Origin of the sequence: Actinomadura sp. 1N219 (assembly GCF_044326405.1) — a bacterium.
Taxonomy (GTDB): domain Bacteria; phylum Actinomycetota; class Actinomycetes; order Streptosporangiales; family Streptosporangiaceae; genus Spirillospora.
In genome coordinates, this window is the sequence record NZ_JBIRAY010000006.1 from 116,614 (window position 1) to 137,318 (window position 20,705).

Here is a 20,705-nt window from a genome sequence, read left to right on the forward strand (position 1 = left end):
GCCTCAGTCGCCCTGGTCGGGCTCCTCGCGCAGGACGTAGATGGCCCCGCCCCGGTTCTCGATGCGCTCGGGGTCCTCGGGCGGAGGCGGCATGGGGGCGGACGGCTCGGGCCCCGGCTCGTCGATGATGTGACCTTCAACGACGACCGTCCCGTCCCGCGCAGGGCCCGGTGTGGGGCGCGCTTCGGGTTCAGGTCGCGGCTCTGGCCGCCGTTCGGGCTCCGGTTCCCGTTCCGGTTCCGGACGTTCTTCGATCAGTTCGGGCAGCGGATCCAGCGTCCGGCGGACGCGGCGGCGCGGTGCGAGGACGGGCTCCGCCTCCTCGAACTGCAGCGGATCCGGCGCGTGGGGCGCTCTGGGCGCGGCGGCCGTGGCGCGCGGGGCGGGAATCGTCGTCTCGTAGTCGCCGGGAATGGGCGCGGAGAGCGGCATCGGCGTCGCGACCTCCCGCGCACGCCTCCGCGCGGACTCCTTCGCAGGCTTCCTCCCGGCCTTCTTCTCGGGCTTCGACCTGGACTTCGACGCCTTCGAAGCCTTCGACGCCTTCGACGCCCTCGTGTCGGCGGTCGCGCGGGCGGGACGGCGCAGCACCATCCAGTTCGCCACCCATGCCGCGATCGCCGCCGAGATGCCGACCTCAAGGGCCGCCAGCAGCCCGACCTGCCACGCGGACGGCCCCACGGTCGCCATCCGCCCGTCGCCGAGCGGCCCGCCGGACAGCGCGCTCAGCAGCGCCGCCATCGCGCCCGTCAGCGCGCCGGACAGGAACCCCCACAGCGGCGCGCCCTCCGACACCCGGGTGGGCATCGACCGGATCGTCAGGACGCCGCCGACCGCGCCCGCGAGGAACGGCGCGGCGAGCGCGATCAGTGACAGCGCGGGCGCCGGGCCCGGCTGGGGCAGCGCCGCGAGCGGCGGGAACGCCGGGACGAGATCGATGAACACGCCGGTCGGGGACACGCTCGTCCCGGCGCCGACGGAGAAGCCGGGGCCGACCGCGTACGCCATCCCCCAGATCACCGCGTTCGGCAGGAACGCCAGCTCGACCAGGAACAGCAGGACGCCGCCGACGACGCCCGGGGCCAGCAGGTCGTACAGGTGGTCGGCGTCCGACATGTGCACGGCGAGCGACGCGCCCACCAGCAGCGCCCCGGACGCGAGCAGCACGGCCAGCGAGCCCGCCACGCCGATCACGAGCGAGCGCGGCCGGTCCGGGAGCAGCCGCAGCAGGGCGCCGAGCCCGGACCTGACCCGCCGCCCCTTCGCCTCCGCCGCCACCTGCGCCGCGACGACGGCCCGCGCGGCACCGAGCCCGCCCGCGGCGACCGCGACGAGGAAGCACCCGACGAGCGCCTGCCACGCCGACGGGCGGACCTCCGGGGACGACACCGCCAGCGCGAGCAGCACGGCCAGCCCGGCGTAGGGCGCGGCCAGCGCGACCGCGACGCGCATCACCGCTGTCCGGGGCCGGGCCGGCAGCCCAAGCCCCGCCGCCCGGATCATCCACCCGCCGCCCCGGTACAGCAGCGCCCCGGGCAGGACGAGCACGCCGAGCGGCAGCAGGCCGACCCGTCCCTGCCCGTAGGAGAAGCCCGCGTGATGGGAGACGAGCCAGAAGTTCACGGCCGTCCGGAACACCCCGGTCATGCCGTCGCCGAACGCCGTCTTGGGCGCCGCGATCCACCCGATCAGCGTGACGGTGGTGAGCACGGTGAGCCCGATCCCGATGCACCACAGCGCCGTGATGAGCCCAGTCACGTACAGCGGCCTGGCCACCACCGGCTGCGGCTGGAGTTCGGGTTCGGGCTGGGCCTGGGGTTGGGGCTGCGCGTCCCGGGGTGGACGCGGCGCGGTCCGTCCCGGTCCCGCTGTGCCGGACGCCGCGCGCTGTCCAGGGCTCGCATCGCTCACGCGGACCATGCTGGCACCACGCCCGCCTCCCGGACGCCCCCTCGCCCGGCGTGTCGCCTTTGTCGTCCCGCATCGCGGTCCGGCACATGGCGGCACATGGCCGACGCGAAAGACGCCCGGCCGCACGCGGCTCGGGCGTCTTTCGGGCGTCGCGGAAGACCGTCAGAGGTTCTTCATGATGTCCCGCATGAGGACGGCCGCCTCGCTCGGCGTCTTGCCGACGCGGACGCCGACCTTCTCCAGCGCGTCCTTCTTCGCCTGCGCGGTGCCGGCGGAACCGGACACGATGGCGCCGGCGTGGCCCATCGTCTTGCCCTCGGGCGCGGTGAACCCGGCCACGTAGCCGACGACCGGCTTGGTCACGTGCTGCTCGATGTAGGCGGCGGCGCGCTCCTCCGCGTCGCCCCCGATCTCGCCGATCATGACGATGGCGTCGGTGTCCGGGTCGTCCTGGAACGCCTTGAGCGCATCGATGTGGGTGGTCCCGATGACGGGGTCGCCGCCGATGCCGACGCAGGTGGAGAAGCCGACGTCGCGCAGCTCGTACATCATCTGGTACGTCAGCGTGCCCGACTTGGACACGAGCCCGATCCGGCCGGGCGTGGTGATGTCGGCCGGGATGATGCCCGCGTTCGACTTGCCGGGGGACGCGATGCCGGGGCAGTTCGGCCCGATGATCCGCGTGTTGTTGCCCTTGTCCTCGGCGTACGCCCAGAAGTAGGCGGTGTCGTGGACGGGAATGCCCTCGGTGATCACGACGCAGAGGCCGATCTGGGCGTCCACGGCCTCGACGACGGCGTCCTTGGTGAACTTCGGCGGGACGAACACGACGGAGACGTCCGCGCCCGTCTGGGCCATCGCCTCCTTGACCGTCCCGAAGACGGGGAGGGTCGTGCCGTCGAACTCGACGGTCTGCCCGGCCTTCCGGGCGTTCACGCCGCCGACGACCTGCGCGCCGGACGCGAGCATCCGGCGGCCGTGCTTGGTGCCCTCGGAGCCCGTGATGCCCTGAATGATGATCTTGCTGTTCTCGGTGAGCCAGATGGCCATCGCTCATGCACCTGCCGCGAGTTCGGCGGCGCGCCTGGCCGCGTCGTCCATGGTGTCGACCTGCTGGACGCCGGGGAGCGCCGCGTCGGTGAGGATCGTCCGTCCGAGGTCGGCGTTGTTGCCGTCCAGCCGGACGACGAGCGGCCGGTTCACGGTCTCGCCGCGGTCGGCCAGCAGCTTGTACGCCGATACGATGCCGGTGGCGACGGCGTCGCAGGCCGTGATGCCGCCGAAGACGTTCACGAACACGGACTTCACGGCGTCGTCCGACAGGACGATCTCCAGCCCGTTCGCCATGACCTCCGCGGACGCGCCGCCGCCGATGTCGAGGAAGTTCGCGGGCTTCTGGCCCCCGAACTCCTCGCCCGCGTAGGCGACCACGTCCAGCGTGGACATCACCAGGCCCGCTCCGTTGCCGATGATGCCGACGCTGCCGTCCAGCTTCACATAGTTGAGGTCCTTGGCCTTGGCCGCCGCCTCCAGCGGGTCGGCCGCGCCCTTGTCCTCGAGCTTCTCGTGCTCCTGGCGGAAGGCCGCGTTGTCGTCCAGCGTGACCTTGCCGTCGAGCGCGACCACCCGGCCGTCGGCGGTGAGGATCAGCGGGTTCACCTCGACGAGCGAGGCGTCCTCGTCGGTGAACACGGCCCAGAGGCGCTCGATGAGCTCGGCGGCGCCGTCCAGGGCCTCCTGCGGGAGGCGGCCCTTCTCGGCGATCTCGCGGGCCTTCGCCCGGTCGACGCCGTGCAGCGGCGAGATCGGGACCAGCCCCAGCCGGTCGTGCGGCACGTCCTCGATCTCCACGCCGCCCTCGACCGAGCAGATGGACAGGAAGGTGCGGTTGGCGCGGTCGAGCAGGAAGGAGAAGTAGTACTCCTGCGCGATCGCGCTTCCCTCCTCGATCAGGACCTTGTGGACCGTGTGGCCCTTGATGTCCATGCCGAGGATCCGGCCGGCGAGCTCTTGCGCCTCGTCCGCCGAGTCGGCCAGCTTCACGCCGCCGGCCTTGCCGCGGCCCCCGGTCTTCACCTGGGCCTTGACCACGACCTTCGAGCTTCCCGCGGCGAACAGCTCCGCCGCGATGGCCCGGGCTTCCTGGGGTGTATGGGCGACCTTGCCGGTCGGCACCGGTACCCCGTACTCGGCGAAGAGGTCCTTCGCCTGATGTTCGAACAGGTCCACAGGGCGTCCTTTTAACGGATCGACAGTCGATCGACCACACGAGTGGGGGTTACACGGGAGTCCGTGCGGCCGGCACTCTGCGGTCCGCTCCGTCGATGCAGCCTAGTCAACCCGCCTCCGTGGTGAGGCCGCCGGGTCCCTATACCAGCGAGTGTTACTTAAACGGGGGTATGTCCGCCCTAGGGGGTGGGCACGAGTGGCACGTGAGGAGGATGAACCAATTGACGTAGTTTGATGTACTTATTTCGCTTCGGTGAACGGCTGGCGGCCGAGAGCCGGCGGCCGGCGGGTCTGACGGCCGGCGGCCGGCGCGGCAAAGGGGGCGGACGCATGGCGATGGCGGAGGAACGGGACACGACCGCCGCGGCGTCCGTCCTGATCGGCCCGCTCCCGGCGGGCGCCCTCCGCGCCGACGAGACCGTCCCGACCGGAATCGTCTCAGCCGAGACCGTCCTGCCCTCGGAACCCGCAGGCCCGGAGCCTTTGAGCCCCACGCCGACGGGCGCTACACCGGCGGGCGCTACGCCGGTGGGCGCTACGCCGGTGGGCGCTACGCCGGTGGATCCGGCACCGGCGGATCCGGCGCCGCGCAGGCGATCGACGACGACGGGACGCGGACGGCCGTCGAAACGCGGTTCGGCCCGGACGTTCCGCCGCGTGACCGCGCTGCTCGTCGTGGCCGCGATCATCGCGACCGGCGGCGCCAACGTGCCCGAGCCCGCCGGGTCCGGCTGGGCGAGCCCCGGGCTGATCGGCGGGGGCGGGTGGCCGTTCGCGGGTGTCCCGCTGTCGCCGGACGAGGCCGCCGGGGCGTCCTACCTGCCGAACAGCTCGGTCGTCCGGCTCGCGGACGGGCGCGCCCGGCTCATCCCGTCCGGCGGCGAGGCGCCGATCACGGTGGAGGCGTCCGACCCGCGGGTCGACCGGGCGATCCGGTCCGACAGCTCGTGGCTGGCGCAGGGCACCGTCCCGACGGGCGGGGCGGCCCCGGCCGCCGCGACGGGCCCCGCCGTCGGGCAGCACGGGGACTACCGCGACATGGCCGCCCGCGCCCTGCTCGACCTGCGGCTCCTCACCCGCCCGAACGGCGCGTCCCTCGCGTCCTGGTACACGAAGTGGCGGTACTGCTGGCCGCGCGACTCCGCGTTCGCCGCCGCCGCGTTCACCGCGACCGGGCACCCGTCCGAGGCCCGCCGCATCCTGCGCTTCCTCGCCCGCGCCCAGCACGACAACGGCATGTGGGCCGCCCGCTACAACCCCGACGGGACGGCCGTCACCGATGGCCGGGCGCCGCAGCTCGACTCGGTCGGCTGGGTGCTGTGGGCGACGTGGTTCTACCGCGTCCAGGCGCAGTCGCCCGACGATCTGCCCGACCTGTGGCCCATGGTGCGGCGCGGCGCGGACCACCTGGCCTGGTCGCTGGACGCCGAGGGCCTGCCGCCCGCCTCGTCCGACTACTGGGAACGCGACCACCGCCGCGAGGAGGACCCCCGGCGGCCCACCCTCGGCGTCGTCGCGCCGGTGCTGGCGGGCCTGCGGTCCGCGGCGGACCTCGCCCGTGCCCGCGGCGAGAACGGCAAGGCGGCCGACTGGCGGCGCGCGGCGCAGCGCGTATCGGACGCCGTGGCCCGGCAGTTCGCGCCCTACGGCTACCCGCGCTCGCCCATCCGCGGCGGCCTGATGGACACGTCGGTGACGTTCCTGGCCCCGCCGTTCGCGCAGACCGACGAGGGCGTGACCGCCGCGATCGCCGACGCGCAGCGCAAGCAGGCGCTGCCGAACGGCGGCGTGCTGCCGGGTGAACGCTGGTCCGGCAGCCCCGACGTCGCCTGGACGCCCGAGACGGCTCTGTTCGGCCTCAATGCCGCCACCTCCGGCCGGACCACCGAGGCGATCGGCCGCCTCGACTGGCTCGCCGCGCACCGCACGACCCTGGGCGTCCTGCCGGAGAAGGTCGGCCCGACCGGCAAGCAGGCGGGCCCGGCCCCGCTCGGCTGGACGGCGTCCCTGGTCCTCCTCAGCCTCTCGGCGCTGGAGAACCCCCTGCCCATCCCGCCCAGCGGATGACCCGGATCAGCCGACCTGATCGAAGCCGAGCTTGACGACCAGCGCCGTCACGACGCACAGCAGCACGGCGCGGACGAACCCCGCCCCGCGGTTGATCGCCATGCGGGCCCCGATCTGGGCGCCCATGATGTTGCAGACGCCCATGGCGATGCCGATCGTCCACAGCACATGCCCCTGAACCGCGAAGACGACCAGCGCCCCCAGGTTGGTGCCGGCATTGATGATCTTCGCGGTCGCGGACGCGTTGACGAAGTCCATGCCGAGCAGCACGGTGAACGCGACCACCAGAAACGTCCCCGTACCGGGCCCGACAAGCCCGTCATAGAAGGCGATCGCAACGCCCGGGACCAGGACCGCGGCCGCGACCCGGCGCCGCGTCCGCAACACCGGCTCGGACACCCGCCCTAGGTCCGGCTTCAACACCACGACCGCGGCGACGACCAGCAGAACGACCATGATGACCGGCTTGAGCACGTCCGACGAGATCGCCGCAGCGCAGAGCGCACCACCCGCCGCACAGCACACCGCGATCCCCGCGGCCGCCATCGCAACGGGCCGATCCGGCTTGGCCCTGCGCGCATAGGTGACCGCGGCCGACGAGACCCCCATGATCGAACCAAGCTTGTTGGTGGCCAGCGCGGTAGCCACCGGCTGACCGGAGTTGACCAGCAGCAACGCGGGCAACTGAATCAACCCGCCACCCCCCACCACCGCATCAACCCACCCAGCCGCAACGGCAGCGGCCAACAGCAGGAGCACATGCTCAACCTGCAATGGGGGTCTCCCGGGAGGTAAGGAGTAAAAAACAAAATAACAACTTACCCCACGCCCCCAGCCACCACCGAGATCACCCGACCCGACCGGCAGCCCTCCCGCCCCACAATCGACCGCCCACCCACAAACCTCCGAACCCGCAATCCCCCGCCTGACCGCTGCTCCCCACCCTCGCGCCCACCAAAACCACCGCTCCCTCACCCCTGCCACTACCGCTCGCCCGACTCACCCGGCCGGGCGCCAGGATCCTGGGCCGCGACTCTCAGCCGACCGCCCCGCACGCACGTCCAGACCGCCGACCGGTCAGCGCTTTCGTCCTACGACCAAACCGCCCAGCCCGCCAGGGACCCGTCATAGCGTCCAACCGGCCGCGGTCCTCAGCCGACCGCCCCCGCACACACGTGCGGACCGCAGGGGCGTCAACGCTTCCCGTTCCACGACCAAACCGGTCAGCCGCCAAGCTTCCGCCCCTAGCGTCCAACCGACCGCAGTTTGAGCCGACCGCCTCACACGCACGCACGGACCGCAGGGCATCAACGCTTTTGCCCGCGCGACCAAACCGGTCAGCCCGCCAGGCATCCGCCCATAGCGTCCAACAGACCGCCACTCCCTAGCGTATGGCCGCGCCTCCTCGGCCAGGCTTACCTGGGTTCGCCGCCGGTATCCAGTCCTGCGATCACCTGACCGGCGGCGCTTGCGCCTCGCGATCGGCTGGCCAGCTACAAGGCGTCCTGCGTGCTCGTCTGCCCCAACCGGCTTGTCTGCCTACGCGATCAACTGGCAGTTGGCGCGCTTCAGTAGCCTGCGATCGCCTGGCCAGCCGTCCGCGCCTGGCCTTGTGACCAGGCACAACTCCTCCGCCCTGCGATTACGGTGATCAGCGCGGCTCGTCCGCTCCGCACTCGTACGGGTGGCTGACGGGTATCCGGTCCCGCGATGGCTTGGCTGACCACCACAGACCAGCCTGTATGCCTGGTCGTGCTCAGCCGCAGCGATCATCCGTTCCGTTGCCGCGCTTCACCGGCCTTGTGATCACCCGGCCGACCGTTCCGCCCTCGGCCCGTGACCACCTCTCCAGTCACCGGTCATCTGGTGTTTCGAACGCTCGCTCGGGCTGCTCGGCCGCTCAGCGGGCCTGCGATCATTCGACTCGCCGTTTCCGCGATCGCCCGGCACCACCGGGGCGCGGTATTGGGGGCTCCTGGCTGGGCGTCCGGCTGACTGGTCGCTGGTCGCTTGGTCTGCGGTCACGCGGTTGGCTGTTGGTTGTTCGAACGGTGGTCGTCGGCGAGGATCGACCAGACCTGAACGTCGCGTCGGTCGCCGTCCAGGACGAACCCCTGGCGCAGGACGCCCTCGCATGTCATCCCCAGCCGTTCTGCCACGGCCGCGCTGGCGGTGTTCCGCGGATCGCACAGCCACTCGACCCGGTGCATACCGCGCGTCGCGAACGCCCAATCGATCATGTGTCGGACGGCGGTGGTGATCAGGCCGCGTCCTCGAGCTTCCGCGGCGAGCCACACGCCGGCCTCGCAGACGCCCATCGCGGCGTCGAACGTGCGGAACACCGTGCCGCCCTGGAGGACGCCGTCCAGCCAGATTCCGTAAATGCGGCCCTGGTCCCTGGCTTGTTTGAGCGCATACGCCTGGAGGAACTCGCGGGCGGTCGCCTCGTCCACGACCTGGCGGGCCCACGGGATGTAGCGGTCGATGTCACCGCGGACCCTTTCAGCGTGCTCGGCGAACTCGACGGCCTGCCACGGCTCGAGTGGACGGAGCTCCGCGTTGTCAGCGAGCGTGCGAGCGAACATGGGGGCCTCCCGAGGGGTACGTACCGAACGTTTGTTATGTACGATACGGGAATGCCGGCCCGAGGTGACCACGACGCCCGCCGCCGCGACGTCTCCGAGGCCGTATGGCGTGTCCTCGCCGACCGCGGCTTCGGCGGTCTGACGCTGCGCGCCGTCGCGGCGGAGATGGGCGCTTCGACGGGCCTGCTCACCCACTACTTCCCGAACAAGAAGGCCCTCGTCACCTACGCCCTCGACGTCGCGGACGAACGCACCGCGAGCCGGCGTGTGCGTGAAGTCCAGGCTGAGGGGCTTGCCGCCTTGCGTTCGGCGCTTCTGGACGTCCTCCCCCTCACCTCTGGTTCGGCGGACATGAACCGCATCTGGGTCAGCTCATGGGACGGCGCGCTGGCCGATCCCGAATTGGCCGGTCGCGAGAAGGACCGCTATCAGCATTGGCGAGTGCGTCTTCGTTCCCACGTGGCTGTTGCCGTGGACCGGGGTGAGCTGCCCGCCTCGTCGGATGTCGATGGTGTCGTGGCCACTGTCGCCGCATTCACTCATGGGATGGTCGTCCAGGCTCTCTTCGATCCGGAGCGGTTCCCGCCGGTTCGCCAGACTGAGATCTTGGATGCCTTTCTAACTTCGCTTTCGGGCCGTTGATTGGTGTCCGGTGCTTCGGTCATCAGCCGTTGTGCCTTGGACGGTTCTCCTCGCTCTGGTTCTAGTGTCCTAAATCGGCGGTGGGGTGGCGCTGCGTACGGGGCCGCCCCTCCAAAGTCAAGGGCGCTTCGCGTCGCTTCGCGATGGACTTCGTCCACCCTTGACTTTGGAGCCTGTGCGGCCCCTGGTGCAGCTTTCGTCGGGCAGGCTCCGCCTGCCCCCGCCCGACGCGCCACCCCACCGTCGTCCAAGTCACGCAGATCTGCGCCACACACTCGACCAGTTGATTGGGTGTGGCGTGAAATGGCGGTTGAAGAGGAGTTGTGAGCTGTACCGCCCGAGGAATAGGTCTTCAGTTTGGCAGCCTGGGCTGGCATGCAGTGTCTTCTCGGGAAAGGTGAAGGCGTTGAAGGGGGCGGAAGCTGAGCTGCGTCGCACGGCTCGTCGTCCCACCGGAGCAGCGATTCGATTGGGAGGTTACCCGCTTAGCTGCTTGCGCCAGGGTTCGTGTCCGGCGAGGCGGAAGGCGGCGGCAGTGATCGTCGGTTCGGCGGCGGCAGCGAGTGACGAGACGATTGCGCTGCTCAGTGACATGCCCCAACGGCCTGTTATTCGGGACGATCTGAGCTGCCAGCGCGGTGGTTTGGCGGTTGATCTGGAGGGCCGATCTCCTCTCCGGCCGCCTTTCGCTCGCGCGGATGGCTGTGACGAGCTGCTCATCTTGCTCGGTTCTAGGACGGTGGCTGTGCCCCGGTGCGTCGATTGCCGCCACCATGAAGCCCGTTTTCCGCAACGTAGCGTTGGGCGCGAGCCATGAGGCTTGGGGCTGATGCATCGGTGGGTGAGAGACGTTCCGAGATCTCGTTTGAGGGTGTCCCGAGGTGACGTGCATAGCTGTCTGCCTTCAGGAAGCCTTGGAGGGCTCCCACAGGCACCTATCTCAGATGAGACCGCCGTCCAATCGGGAGCCCAGCCTGCTACAGCGCTAATGGGTCTTGCCTCCTCGGAACGATCACGTGCGAGCGGACGCTACCCGCCAGCCCAGCCGTCGCTTGAGAGTGGGCGAGGGGCTAGGCGGCTTGGGCGAGTTCGGTGGGTTGGGTGGGTGGGGCGTTGGCGTCCGGTGGCGGGAGGACGCGGTAGATGTGTCGTCCGGTGGTGTCGCGGATGATGTGTATCTGTTCGGTGTTGGTGTGTTTGAAGCGGTTGTGCCATCCGCAGCACAGGGCGAGTTGGTCGATGTCGGTGGGGGATCCGAGGGCCCAGCCGGTGACGTGGTCGATCTCGCAGAGGGTGCCGGGTACCTCGCATCCCCGTATCGCGCAGGTGGGGTAGAGGGTTTCGAGGACTTGGCGTTGGCCGGGGGTGGCGAACCGGGTGCGGTGGCCGAGGTAGAGGGGGATGTGTCCGCGTCCGAGGATGAGCGGTGAGACTCCGGCGCTCAGGGCGATGCGGCGGGCGTGGGCGGCGGGGATGGGGGTGCCGTCGGTGAGGCGGGCGGGGGTGGTGCCGCCGGTGAGGGTGTCCAGGTCGCAGATGACGGTGACTTTGGTGGCGCGGTGCCCGCCCGCCAGCACGCTGGTGAGGGCGGCGGCGGTGCGTTCGGGCAGGTCGCGGTGGTCGTCGGGTCCGGCGGGTTTGGCCAGTGGGGCGAGGGTGCCGTCCCAGATGGCGGTGTCTTCGGCGTTGAGCCAGCCTTTGATGTAGCGGCCGCCGTCCAGGGAGCGGGTGGAGGTGATCCACGAGCTCTGGTAGCCACGTTGGGTGTCCTGGTCGGGGGTTTCGGTGTCGTCGCGTTCGGCGATGACGTCGCGGATGCGGCGGCCGAAGGTGGCGACTTTCCCGGCGGAGAAGCCCTGGTGGACCATGTCCAGTAGCAGCGATTCGGCCTTGGCGCAGTCGGTGTCGTCCAGGCGGGCGACCGCGTCGGCGACGGTGGTCGCGTAGCCGTAGGTCAGTTCGCCGGTGGCCAGGAGTTCGGCGACGCGGGGCAGCCGGTGCCGCTGCCGGGCCAGGGTGATCCGCTCCTTGGCACGGGACTCGCGCATCCCCATGCGCGACCGCAGCCACGCTTGGGTGGACGGCAGTCCCCAGCGGCGCATTTCACCGGAGGCGTCCACCCGGCCGATGAGTGCCGCGAGTGCGCTTTCCTGCTGATCGGAAGCCGCTGCGAGAGTTTCGGCAAGCTCCATACACGCGGCGGGTGAATCGGGTGCGGCGCGTCCGGCGAGTTCGTGAGTGATCGCGGCGATGGCGTTCACCAATTCCATGGCGGACGCCGCTCCGAGATCAACTTCAATCGAACTCATATTCCAAGAATATCAGGGGACTACCTCTATTCGCCCGCGAATGGGGTTGGACTTTTATCACCGGTTGGATAGCCTGCCCCTCTTTTGTTGGATCTTCGAATTCAGGGAATGGACGAGTGGGGTGGCGCGTCGGGCGGGGGGCAGGCGGAGCCTGCCCGACGAAAGCTGCACCAGGGGCCGCAGAGGCTCCGAAGTCAAGGGTGGGACGGAGTCCCATCGCGTAGCGACGCGAAGCGCCCTTGACTTTGGAGGGGTGGCCCCGTACACAGCGCCACCCCACCCGAACCCTAGAACATAAGAACCTCGAACATAAAACCTAGAAACATAGAACAAACCCAGACTCCGAGCAGGAAACTAACACAAAGCGTCCGCTTGAAGACCGACTCATCGGAATGCGCCACCAAACAACCCAACAGACAGAGGCTAAAGCTTTTCTATGGTGGCGTAGCGGAGGACTAGCGTCCGGACGCCGTATTCGCCGCCGAAGTCGATGCTGGCCTTCTGGCCGCCGTCGTAAACGGATACGACCGTCCCCAGGCCGAAGGCGTCGTGGGTGACCTTGTCGCCCGGCGTGAGCGACGGAACAGGACGGTTCCCAGGCGACCTAACACCCGGCCGGGACGCCATCTGTGCCATGGCCGACCCGGACGTCGACGACGCCTCGCGTTCCCAGTCCACGAGCGTTTTCGGCACTTCCCCCAGGAACCGCGACGGCGGGTTGACCTGCGGCGCTCCCCACGCGCTGCGCATCGCGGCACGCGAAAGGTACAGCCGCTGCCGCGCGCGAGTAATGCCGACATAGGCGAGCCGGCGTTCCTCTTCCAGTTCCTTGGGATTGCTCATGGCCCGCAGGTGCGGGAAAACGCCGTCCTCCATACCCGTCAAGAAGACGACAGGGAACTCCAGGCCCTTGGCGGTGTGCAGCGTCATCAGCGTGACGACGCCGCCCTCGGTCTCTTGCGGCTGCTCGCCGGGCGGCACCGGGCCGCCCTTGGCGCCGCCGGGAATTGAGTCGGCGTCGGCGACCAGGGCCACCTGTTCCAGGAATTCGGGGAGGCGTCCCTCGGCGGGCTCGCCGTCCAGCCGCTCCTCGAACTCGCGCGCGACGGCCTCGAGTTCGTGGAGGTTCTCGACGCGGGTCTCGTCCTGCGGGTCCTTGGACGCCTGCAGTTCGGCGAGATATCCGCTCGCCTTCAGGATCTCGGCGACCAGGTCGGCGGGAGTGAGCGACTCGGCGGCGGCGCGCAGCTCGTCCAGCAGAGCCACGAAGTCGCGGACGGCGTTGATCGAGCGGGTCGCCATTCCGGGCACGTCCTCGGGCACCCGCAGCGCCTGCCAGAACGAGATCCGCTCGCGCGACGCGTACGCCTCGACGCACGCCTCGGCGCGGTCGCCGATGCCGCGTTTCGGGACGTTCAGGATGCGGCGCAGGGAGACCGCGTCTTCGGGGTTGGCGAGGCAGCGCAGGTAGGCGAGCGCGTCGCGGATCTCTTTGCGCTCGTAGAAGCGGACGCCGCCGACGACCTTGTACGGCAGGCCGACGCGGATGAAGACCTCTTCGAAAACACGGGACTGCGCGTTGGTGCGGTAGAAGACGGCGACGTCGCTGGGACGTGCCTCGCCCTCGTCGCTGAGCCGGTCGACCTCGCGGGCGACGAACGCGGCCTCGTCGTGCTCGTTGTCGGCCACATAGCCGGTGATCTTGTGGCCTTCGCCCTGGTCGGACCAGAGTTTCTTCGGCTTGCGGTCGGCGTTGCGCTCGATGACGGCGTTGGCGGCCGACAGGATCGTCTGCGTGGAGCGGTAGTTCTGTTCCAGCAGGATCGTCGTGGCGTCCGGGTAGTCGCGCTCGAACTCCAGGATGTTGCGGATGCTCGCGCCGCGGAAGGCGTAGATCGACTGGTCGGCGTCCCCGACGACGCACAGTTCGGCCGCGCCGAGCCCCTCCACCGGGGCCGTCAGTTCCCGGACGAGTTCGTACTGCGCGTGGTTCGTGTCCTGGTACTCGTCCACGAGGACGTGCCGGAACCTGCGCCGGTAGTGCTCGGCGGCCTCGGGGAAGACCTGCAGCAGGTTGACCGTCATCATGATCAGGTCGTCGAAGTCCATGGCGCCGGCCTGCTGGAGCCGCGCCTGGTACATCTCGTACGCCTCGCCGAGCGTCTGCTCCATGTGCGTGGACGCCCGCGCCTTGAACGTCTCGTAGTCGATCAGCTCGTTCTTCAGGTTCGAGACCTGCGCGCTGAACGCCTTCGGCGGGTACCGCTTCGGGTCGAGGTCGAGCTCGCGGCAGACGAGCGCCATGAGGCGGTTCGCGTCGGCCTGGTCGTAGATCGAGAAGCTCGTCGGGAAACCGAGCCGTTTGGCCTCGCGGCGCAGGATCCGCACGCAGGCCGAGTGGAACGTCATCACCCACATGGCGCGCGAACGCGGCCCGACCAGGGCGTCCACCCGCTCCTTCATCTCGGCCGCGGCCTTGTTGGTGAAGGTGATCGCGAGGATCTGGCCGGGGTGCACGTCCCGCTCGCCGAGCAGGTGCGCGATGCGGTGGGTCAGGACCCGCGTCTTACCCGACCCGGCGCCTGCGACGATCAGCAGCGGCCCACCGGAGTGCAGCACGGCCTCGCGCTGCTGCGGGTTGAGTCCGTCGAGCAAGGGGTTGGCTTCGGTCTTCGACATCACGTGCGAGTCTACGGCGCTGGACCGACGTTTTCGGCGACTCCACACCCCCGACGCCCTCCCCGCACCCCCGCCAACACCTCCCGGCCCCCTCTCCGCACCCCCGCCAGCGCGCCCTCCCCACACCCTCTCCCCACCTCCGGCACCGCGTCCCCACGCCCCCCACCAGCACTTCCCCAGGCCCTCTCCCCCCGGACGCCGCCTCCCCATCGCCTTTCCGCCTCCGGACAGCACTCCCTACGCCCTCCTCACCGCCTCCCCGCCCACAACAGCACTCCCCGCGCCCTCCCCACCGCCTCCCCGCCTCCCCGCCTCCCCGCCTCCGGGCAGCACCCCTGCGCCCTCCTCACCGCTTCTCCGCGCCCCCACCAGCGCCTCCCCACGACCTCTCTCCCAGCGCCGCTTCCCACCGCTTCTCCGCCTCCCGACAGCACTCCCCGACGCCCTTCCCACGGTCTCCGCACCTTCGCTGCCACCTTTCCCGCAGTCTCTCCGCCTCCGGTCAGCACCTCCCCGCGCCCTCTTCGCGCGGCCGCCGCCTTCCCGTGGCCTCTCCGTCCCGGGCAGCGCCTCTCCGCGGCCTGTCCGCGCAGCCGCCGCCGCCTTCCCCGCAGGCCCTCCGCCCCGGGCAGCACCTCCTCGCGCCCTTCCCGCCAGCCTCTTCGCGCGGCCGCCGACTTCCCCGCGGCCTCGCCTTCCCGAGCAGCGCCTCTCCGCAGCCTGTCCGCGCAGCCGCCGCCTTCCCCGCAGGCCCTCCGCCTCCGGGCAGCACCTCCCCGCGCCCTCTTCGCGGCCTCATCGCGCGGCCGCTGCCTTCCCCGTGGCCTCTCCGTCCCGGGCAGCGTCTCTCCGCGGTCTCTCCGTGTGTTCGCCGTTGTGTTGCTCGTGGCCGCCGTGTCGCCGCGGCGTTTCCGCGGGGGGCTGGCGTCTCTCTCGCCCTCTCCGGGGCCTTGCGGTGTTTGGGTCGCGGGGTTTCCAGGTCAGGAGCGCGTCTGGACGACTCGTGGGTTGTCACGGGCGTTGGCAACATGTGGACGCGCCGCGGCAGCATGTGGACAGACGGCAGGCCCATTGGAGTCAGTGGGTTGACTCGATCTCCTGACCGGCGGAGCGTTCGGCGGGACGGGGCGGACACGACCCGCCGGATCCGGTAGCCGGACCGGCCGGCCCGTACCCCCAGAGCCGTACAGCGCGCGCCGTACACCAGAGCACCGCGGATAGCGGGGTATGGCGAACGCCATGCACGAAGCAGGGCTCAGGTTGGCGTGTCCAGCCCTGGGAGCGCTGGGTCATCAGGACTCGCGCACCGTAAAGGGAGGTGGCTTCGATGACGATCCACCAGCAAGACTTCCAGGAGCACCGGAACACCGCGGCGACGCAGATCGAGGTTCCCGCGCAGCGGCTGGGATCGGTTTCCCGGGCCGCCGCCGTGCGAGAGGCGGCTCCGCAGGCCGTCCCGAGTCCGGTGCCCGTCCCGGCGCCGGCGCGGACCGGTCACCGGTTCCTGATCTACAAGCAGGATCCGTCGGTCGCCGAGCTGGGCGCCCGGCTGGCGTTCGTCCCGACCGTGGTGCTGAACGGGCCGACGGACGCGCGCGTGCGGACGGAGATGCAGGGCGTCACCCCGGTGGCGCGCAACGTCAACGGCGACTTCGTGTTCGCGGCGGGCAGCCCGCAGTTCGACTGCGCGCACACGTTCGCCGTCGTCCGGCAGGCGATCGCCATGTTCGAGCGGCACAACGGCGGCAACCCGATCCCGTTCGCGTGGAACGTCGGCGGCAACACGGACCGCATCTCGGTGTTCCCGCGCGCCGGGGTGGGCGCGAACGCGTTCTACAGCCGGACGGCGAAGGCGCTGAAGTTCCTGTTCTTCACGCCGGAGGGGCAGCCCGAGACGAACGTCGTCCACACCTGCCGGTCGTTCGACATCGTCGCGCACGAGACGGGCCATGCCCTGCTCGACGGGCTCAAGCCGGGCTGGCTGTCGGCGGACGGACCGCCGCAGACGGGCGGGCTGCACGAGTCGTTCGGCGACATCACGGCGATCTTCCTGGCGCTGGCGCAGCCGGACCAGGCGGAGGCGCTCGTCGCGCTCACCAAGGCGAACCTGCATGACAAGTCGTTCCTGGCGGACGTCGCCGAGGAGTTCGGGCGGGCGCTCGGGATGCCGTCCGGGCTGCGCAACGCCGACAACGACCTCAAGCTGAGCCAGGTCGGCAACGAGGTGCACGCGATCTCCCAGGTGTTCACCGGCGCGATCTACGACGTGCTGGCGGACGTCTACACGTTCGAGATGGCGCGGCAGCGGCGCACCAAGGACGCGTCGCTGGTGCTGATCGAGACGGCGTCCGCGCTGTGCCGGCTGGTGTTCGACGCGATCGTGGCGTCCCCGGCGACCGGCGCGCGGTACGTGGACGTGGCGAACAAGATGCTGCAGATCTCGTCGGGCCGCGGCGACCCCGCGATCTACCGGACGTTCATCCGCAACCGGTTCGCCGTCCGGGAGATCACGACGGCGGCGACGCCGCTGACCGACCTGATGAGCGGGCAGATGAGGATGACCGACGCCGACTACACCGGGGACGGGCAGGACGTCACGGAGGTCGAGGCGCTCGACGAGCACTCGGCGAGCCTGCGGGCCGAGCAGGACAGGTCCCGCTGCTGCGGGACGATGCAGATGCCCGAGTACCAGGTCGTCGACGCCGAGAAGCTGGCCAAGCGCGGGTCGCTGGAGGACGATGACATCCTCCGGCACGACCTCGACGAGTTGCGCCGGGCCTTCAGCAAGTAGATCGCGCAGGGAACGGCGGGGAGGTGCGGCGCGGAATGCGCGTGAAGATCGAGAGAACCGGCGGGTTCGCCGGCCTGGAGACGCTCGTCGCGCTGTACGACATCGCCGACCTCCCCGCCGGGCGGGCCGGGCGCGTCCGGGAGGCGCTGGACGCGCTCGCCGCCGCGGAGGCCCGCGGCGACGAGGGCGGCGATATCGGCGCCGACCTGTTCGTCTACCGAATCACCGTCCAGGACGAGCGGGGCGGCGGGGAGACCCGCGTGTACAAGGTGCGGGAGGACCCGACAGCGGGTGAATCGTCCGTCCTCGAAGCCCTCCTCCGCGGGGCGGCCGAGTAAGAGCCCAGGTCAGTCGGTCTTGCGGTGGTCGTAGGCGGATTCGGCGGCGGCACGGACGGCGGCCAGGTCCGCGCCGGTCGCGGCCATCGAGGCGGCGGCGACCGCGCCCTCGACCAGCGGCGCGTCCGCCAGCTGCACGTCCTCGCCGGCGGCGTCCTCGATGAGCATCCTGGCGGTGAGGACGGAGCTGCCGAGGTCGGCGAGCAGGAGCACGCCGTCGCCGCCGTCCGCCGCGGCGACGGCGCTCTCGACCAGGTCGATGCTCGTGCCGAGCCGTCCTTCCGAGTCGCCGCCGGCGGGTTCCACGACGGCCTTGCCGACGCCCATCGCGCGGGCGACCTCGGCGACGCCCTCCGCGAGCGTCCGGCTGTGGGAGATGATCACGATCCCGACCATCACCCCTCCCCCGTGACGTCGGCCAGGGCGCGCAGGATGAGGGCGGTGGACGACGCGCCTGGGTCCATGTGCCCGACGCTGCGCGGCCCCAGGTAGCTGGCCCGTCCTTTGCGGGCCTGCAGCGGGACGGTCGCCTCGGCGCCCCCGGACGCGGCGTCGGCGGCGGCGCGCACGCAGGCGGCGAGGCCGGAGCCGTCCGCCAGGGCCGCCTCGTAGGCCGCGACGGCGGGGGCGAGCGCGTCGACCATCGTCTTGTCGCCCTCCGCCGCCTTCCCGAGGTCCTGGACGGCGTCCAGCGCGGACCGGAGCGCGGCGCCGAGCGCGGCGGCGTCCACGTCGGCGGCGTCGCCGAGGGCCTTGCCCGCGCGGCGCAGGGCCGTCCCGTAGAGGGGGCCGGACGCGCCGCCGGTCTTGGACAGGATGGCCAGGCCCGCGGCCACCAGCACCTTCCCCGGCGGGGCGTCGGCGGGGAGGGCGTCGACGGCGGCGCGGAAGCCGCGGTCGAGGTTGTGGCCGTGGTCGCCGTCGCCGATGGCCGCGTCCAGCCGGGTGAGCCGGTCGACGTCGGCGGAGACCAGGTCGGCGGCGTGCCGGATCCAGGACGCGAGATCCTCCGCGCTCGCGCGTCCTTCCGCGTTCATCGGCCCCACCGCAGGCCGGGCGTCTCGACGGGAGCGTCCCAGAGGCGGGTCAGCTCGGGCGTGAGGCGGCAGACGCTGATCATGCACCCGGCCATCTCCAGGCTCGTCACGAACGGCCCGACCAGGCGGCGGGCGACGGTCGCGCCGTGCCCCTCCAGCCATTCGGCGGCGGCCGCGTAGGCGACGTACTGCTCGATGAGCGGGGTCCCGCCCATCCCGTTGACCAGCACCAGCACCTCGGACCCCGACAGCGGCATGTCGGCGTCGATCACGCTCAGCGCGGCGTCCACGATCTCCGCCGCGGTGCCGATCTTGACGCGTTCGCGGCCCGGCTCGCCGTGGATGCCGATGCCGAGCTCCATCTCGTCCTCGCCCAGCTCGAACGTGGGCGTCCCGGCGGCCGGAACGGTGCAGGACGACAGCGCCACGCCGAACGACCGGCTGCGCTCGTTCACCTCGCGCGCCACCGCGGCCACGGCGGACAGGTCCGCGCCCTCCTCGGCGAGCGCACCCGCGATCTTCTCGGCGAAGAGCGTGGCGCCGGTGCCGCGCCGCCCGGCGGTGAACGTGCTGTCCTCGACGGCGACGTCGTCGTCCACGATGACGGACGTGACCTCGATGTCCTCGTCCTCGGCCAGTTCGGCGGCCAACTGGAAGTTCATGACGTCGCCGGTGTAGTTCTTCACCAGATGGACGACGCCGGCGCCGCCGTTCACCGCCATCGTCGCCGCGATGATCTGGTCCGGCACCGGGGACGTGAAGACCGCGCCGCAGCAGGCCGCGTCGAGCATCCCGTAGCCGACGAAACCGGCGTGCAGCGGCTCGTGCCCGGACCCGCCGCCCGACACCAGGGCGACCTTCCCGGCGCGCGGCGCGTCCGCCCGCACGACCGTCCCGCCGTCCGGGTCGACCTTCAGCGAGGGATGCGCGGCGGCCAGGCCGCGCAGCGCGTCGGAGACCACGTCCGCCGGGGCGTTGATGAGTTTGCGCATGTCTCAGCTCTACCCCGGTGCGGGCGGACGTCCCAGGCCCAATCACCGATCATCGCCCGTTATAGGTTGCATCCGTGACGAAGGCACCCGCGTTCCTTTACGACTGCGACACCGGCATCGACGACGCGATGACGCTGCTGTACCTGGCCTCGCTCGTCCATGCGGGCGAGGCGAGGCTGGTGGGCGTCGGGACCGTCCACGGCAACGTCCATCCGCTGACGGGCGCGCTGAACACGCTGCGCGTCCTGGAGGCCGCCGGAATCAAGGCAGGCGAAGACGGCCCGGGCGGGCCGGGCGGGCTCGACGAGCAGGGTGTGCCGGTTGCGGTGGGGGCGGATCGGCCTATGGCGCAGGACGTCCACTACGCGGTCGACTGGCACGGCACGGACGGCCTCGGCAACACGCACCTGCCCGAACCGGCGGGACGGCCCGTCGCGGAGGCGGCCGCCGCGCAGATCGTCCGGCTGGCCCGCGCGATGCCCGGCGAGCTGACGCTCCTCGCGACCGGCCCGCTGACGAACCTCGGCGCGGCGCTGCTGCTGGACGCGGAGCTGCCGTCACTGGTCCGGGAGGTCGTCGTCATGGGCGGCGCGTTCGATCATCCCGGCAACATCACCACGCACGCCGAGGCGAACGTCTGGCACGATCCGGAGGCCGCCGACCTGGTGTTCGCGGCGGACTGGCCGGTGGTGCTGGTGCCGCTGGACGCCACGCACCCGTCCGCCGTCCACGACGGCTGGCTGGACCGGCTGGCCGCGCACGACACCCCGGTCGCCCGGTTCGCGGCCCGCGTCCTGGAGTTCTACATCGACGCCTACACGCCGACGCTCCGCCGCCGCGGCGCGGTCATCCACGACGCGCTCGCCGCGATGCTGGCGGTCGACCCGGATCTCGGCGAGTACGCGCACCGTCCGGTCCGGGTGGAGCTGCGGGGCGAGCTGACGCGCGGCACGACCGTGTGGGACGCGCGGTCGCTGCCCGCCGAGGACACCCGCCGTCCGGTCAAGGTCGCGACCGGCTGCGACGTGCCGGCGTTCCAGGAGCGGCTGCTCGCGTCGCTCCAGTCCTTCCCGGCGTGAGGGATCTCTCCTGATCTGCGGGTGTACCAGTAACCGTTCAGGGTCT

At 71.0% G+C, this 20,705-nt stretch carries 15 protein-coding genes; 5 read left to right on the forward strand and 10 right to left on the reverse strand.

Annotated features, from left to right (window positions below):
- Positions 1 to 3: 3 nt before the first annotated feature.
- The 3 genes from ACH35V_RS20195 to sucC form a co-directional block, all read right to left on the reverse strand.
- A complete protein-coding gene (locus tag ACH35V_RS20195; protein ID WP_395974314.1) occupies positions 4 to 1,911 on the reverse strand; it encodes a DUF6350 family protein in 1,908 nt (635 codons plus the stop codon).
- 162 nt (positions 1,912 to 2,073) lie between these two features.
- Positions 2,074 to 2,961, reverse strand: coding sequence for a succinate--CoA ligase subunit alpha (sucD, locus tag ACH35V_RS20200; protein ID WP_395974316.1), 888 nt, complete (start codon positions 2,959 to 2,961; stop codon positions 2,074 to 2,076).
- 3 nt (positions 2,962 to 2,964) lie between these two features.
- Positions 2,965 to 4,140, reverse strand: coding sequence for an ADP-forming succinate--CoA ligase subunit beta (gene sucC, locus ACH35V_RS20205; RefSeq protein ID WP_395974318.1), 1,176 nt, complete (start codon positions 4,138 to 4,140; stop codon positions 2,965 to 2,967).
- Positions 4,141 to 4,470: 330 nt separating this feature from the next.
- On the opposite strand from sucC, the gene ACH35V_RS20210 reads away from it, so the two are divergent.
- The gene (locus tag ACH35V_RS20210) at positions 4,471 to 6,207 is read left to right on the forward strand and encodes a glycoside hydrolase family 15 protein (protein ID WP_395974320.1); all 1,737 of its coding nucleotides are present in this window, start codon (positions 4,471 to 4,473) and stop codon (positions 6,205 to 6,207) included.
- A gap of 6 nt (positions 6,208 to 6,213) precedes the next feature.
- Here ACH35V_RS20210 and ACH35V_RS20215 read toward each other — a convergent pair whose 3' ends face one another.
- Positions 6,214 to 6,981 carry a sulfite exporter TauE/SafE family protein gene (locus tag ACH35V_RS20215; RefSeq protein ID WP_395974322.1) on the reverse strand — a complete coding sequence of 256 codons (768 nt, stop codon included), beginning with the start codon at positions 6,979 to 6,981 and terminating at the stop codon, positions 6,214 to 6,216.
- 1,247 nt (positions 6,982 to 8,228) lie between these two features.
- Complete coding sequence (locus tag ACH35V_RS20220; RefSeq protein ID WP_395974324.1) at positions 8,229 to 8,792, reverse strand: GNAT family N-acetyltransferase; 564 nt, start codon at positions 8,790 to 8,792, stop codon at positions 8,229 to 8,231.
- 51 nt (positions 8,793 to 8,843) lie between these two features.
- Here ACH35V_RS20220 and ACH35V_RS20225 point away from each other — a divergent pair, with 51 nt between their 5' ends.
- Positions 8,844 to 9,434: a TetR/AcrR family transcriptional regulator gene (locus tag ACH35V_RS20225; RefSeq protein WP_395974325.1), complete on the forward strand. Its 591-nt coding sequence runs from the start codon at positions 8,844 to 8,846 to the stop codon at positions 9,432 to 9,434.
- Positions 9,435 to 10,504: 1,070 nt separating this feature from the next.
- Here ACH35V_RS20225 and ACH35V_RS20230 read toward each other — a convergent pair.
- Entirely contained in the window at positions 10,505 to 11,743 is a 1,239-nt protein-coding gene (locus tag ACH35V_RS20230; RefSeq protein ID WP_395974327.1) for a DUF222 domain-containing protein, read from the reverse strand.
- 423 nt (positions 11,744 to 12,166) lie between these two features.
- Positions 12,167 to 14,422, reverse strand: a complete 2,256-nt coding sequence (gene pcrA, locus ACH35V_RS20235) for a DNA helicase PcrA (RefSeq protein ID WP_395974329.1) — start codon at positions 14,420 to 14,422, stop codon at positions 12,167 to 12,169.
- 1,327 nt (positions 14,423 to 15,749) lie between these two features.
- On the opposite strand from pcrA, the gene ACH35V_RS20240 reads away from it, so the two are divergent.
- The gene (locus ACH35V_RS20240; protein WP_395974331.1) at positions 15,750 to 17,213 is read left to right on the forward strand and encodes a hypothetical protein; all 1,464 of its coding nucleotides are present in this window, start codon (positions 15,750 to 15,752) and stop codon (positions 17,211 to 17,213) included.
- 41 nt (positions 17,214 to 17,254) lie between these two features.
- The gene (locus ACH35V_RS20245) at positions 17,255 to 17,551 is read left to right on the forward strand and encodes a protealysin inhibitor emfourin (protein WP_395974333.1); all 297 of its coding nucleotides are present in this window, start codon (positions 17,255 to 17,257) and stop codon (positions 17,549 to 17,551) included.
- A 9-nt stretch (positions 17,552 to 17,560) separates the two neighbouring features.
- Here ACH35V_RS20245 and dhaM read toward each other — a convergent pair whose 3' ends face one another.
- From dhaM to dhaK, 3 genes are read right to left on the reverse strand one after another with little or no spacing between them, the layout of a single operon-like run.
- Positions 17,561 to 17,947: a dihydroxyacetone kinase phosphoryl donor subunit DhaM gene (gene dhaM / locus ACH35V_RS20250; protein WP_395974335.1), complete on the reverse strand. Its 387-nt coding sequence runs from the start codon at positions 17,945 to 17,947 to the stop codon at positions 17,561 to 17,563.
- Positions 17,947 to 18,588: a dihydroxyacetone kinase subunit DhaL gene (dhaL, locus tag ACH35V_RS20255; RefSeq protein ID WP_395974336.1), complete on the reverse strand. Its 642-nt coding sequence runs from the start codon at positions 18,586 to 18,588 to the stop codon at positions 17,947 to 17,949. Before dhaL ends, dhaM begins: the two co-directional genes overlap by 1 nt.
- On the reverse strand, positions 18,585 to 19,580 hold the full coding sequence (dhaK, locus tag ACH35V_RS20260; RefSeq protein ID WP_395974337.1) for a dihydroxyacetone kinase subunit DhaK: 996 nt from the start codon (positions 19,578 to 19,580) through the stop codon (positions 18,585 to 18,587). The genes dhaL and dhaK overlap by 4 nt, the downstream gene beginning before the upstream one ends.
- Before the next feature lie 74 nt (positions 19,581 to 19,654).
- On the opposite strand from dhaK, the gene ACH35V_RS20265 reads away from it, so the two are divergent.
- Complete coding sequence (locus ACH35V_RS20265) at positions 19,655 to 20,659, forward strand: nucleoside hydrolase (RefSeq protein ID WP_395974338.1); 1,005 nt, start codon at positions 19,655 to 19,657, stop codon at positions 20,657 to 20,659.
- The last annotated feature ends 46 nt before the right edge of the window (positions 20,660 to 20,705 follow it).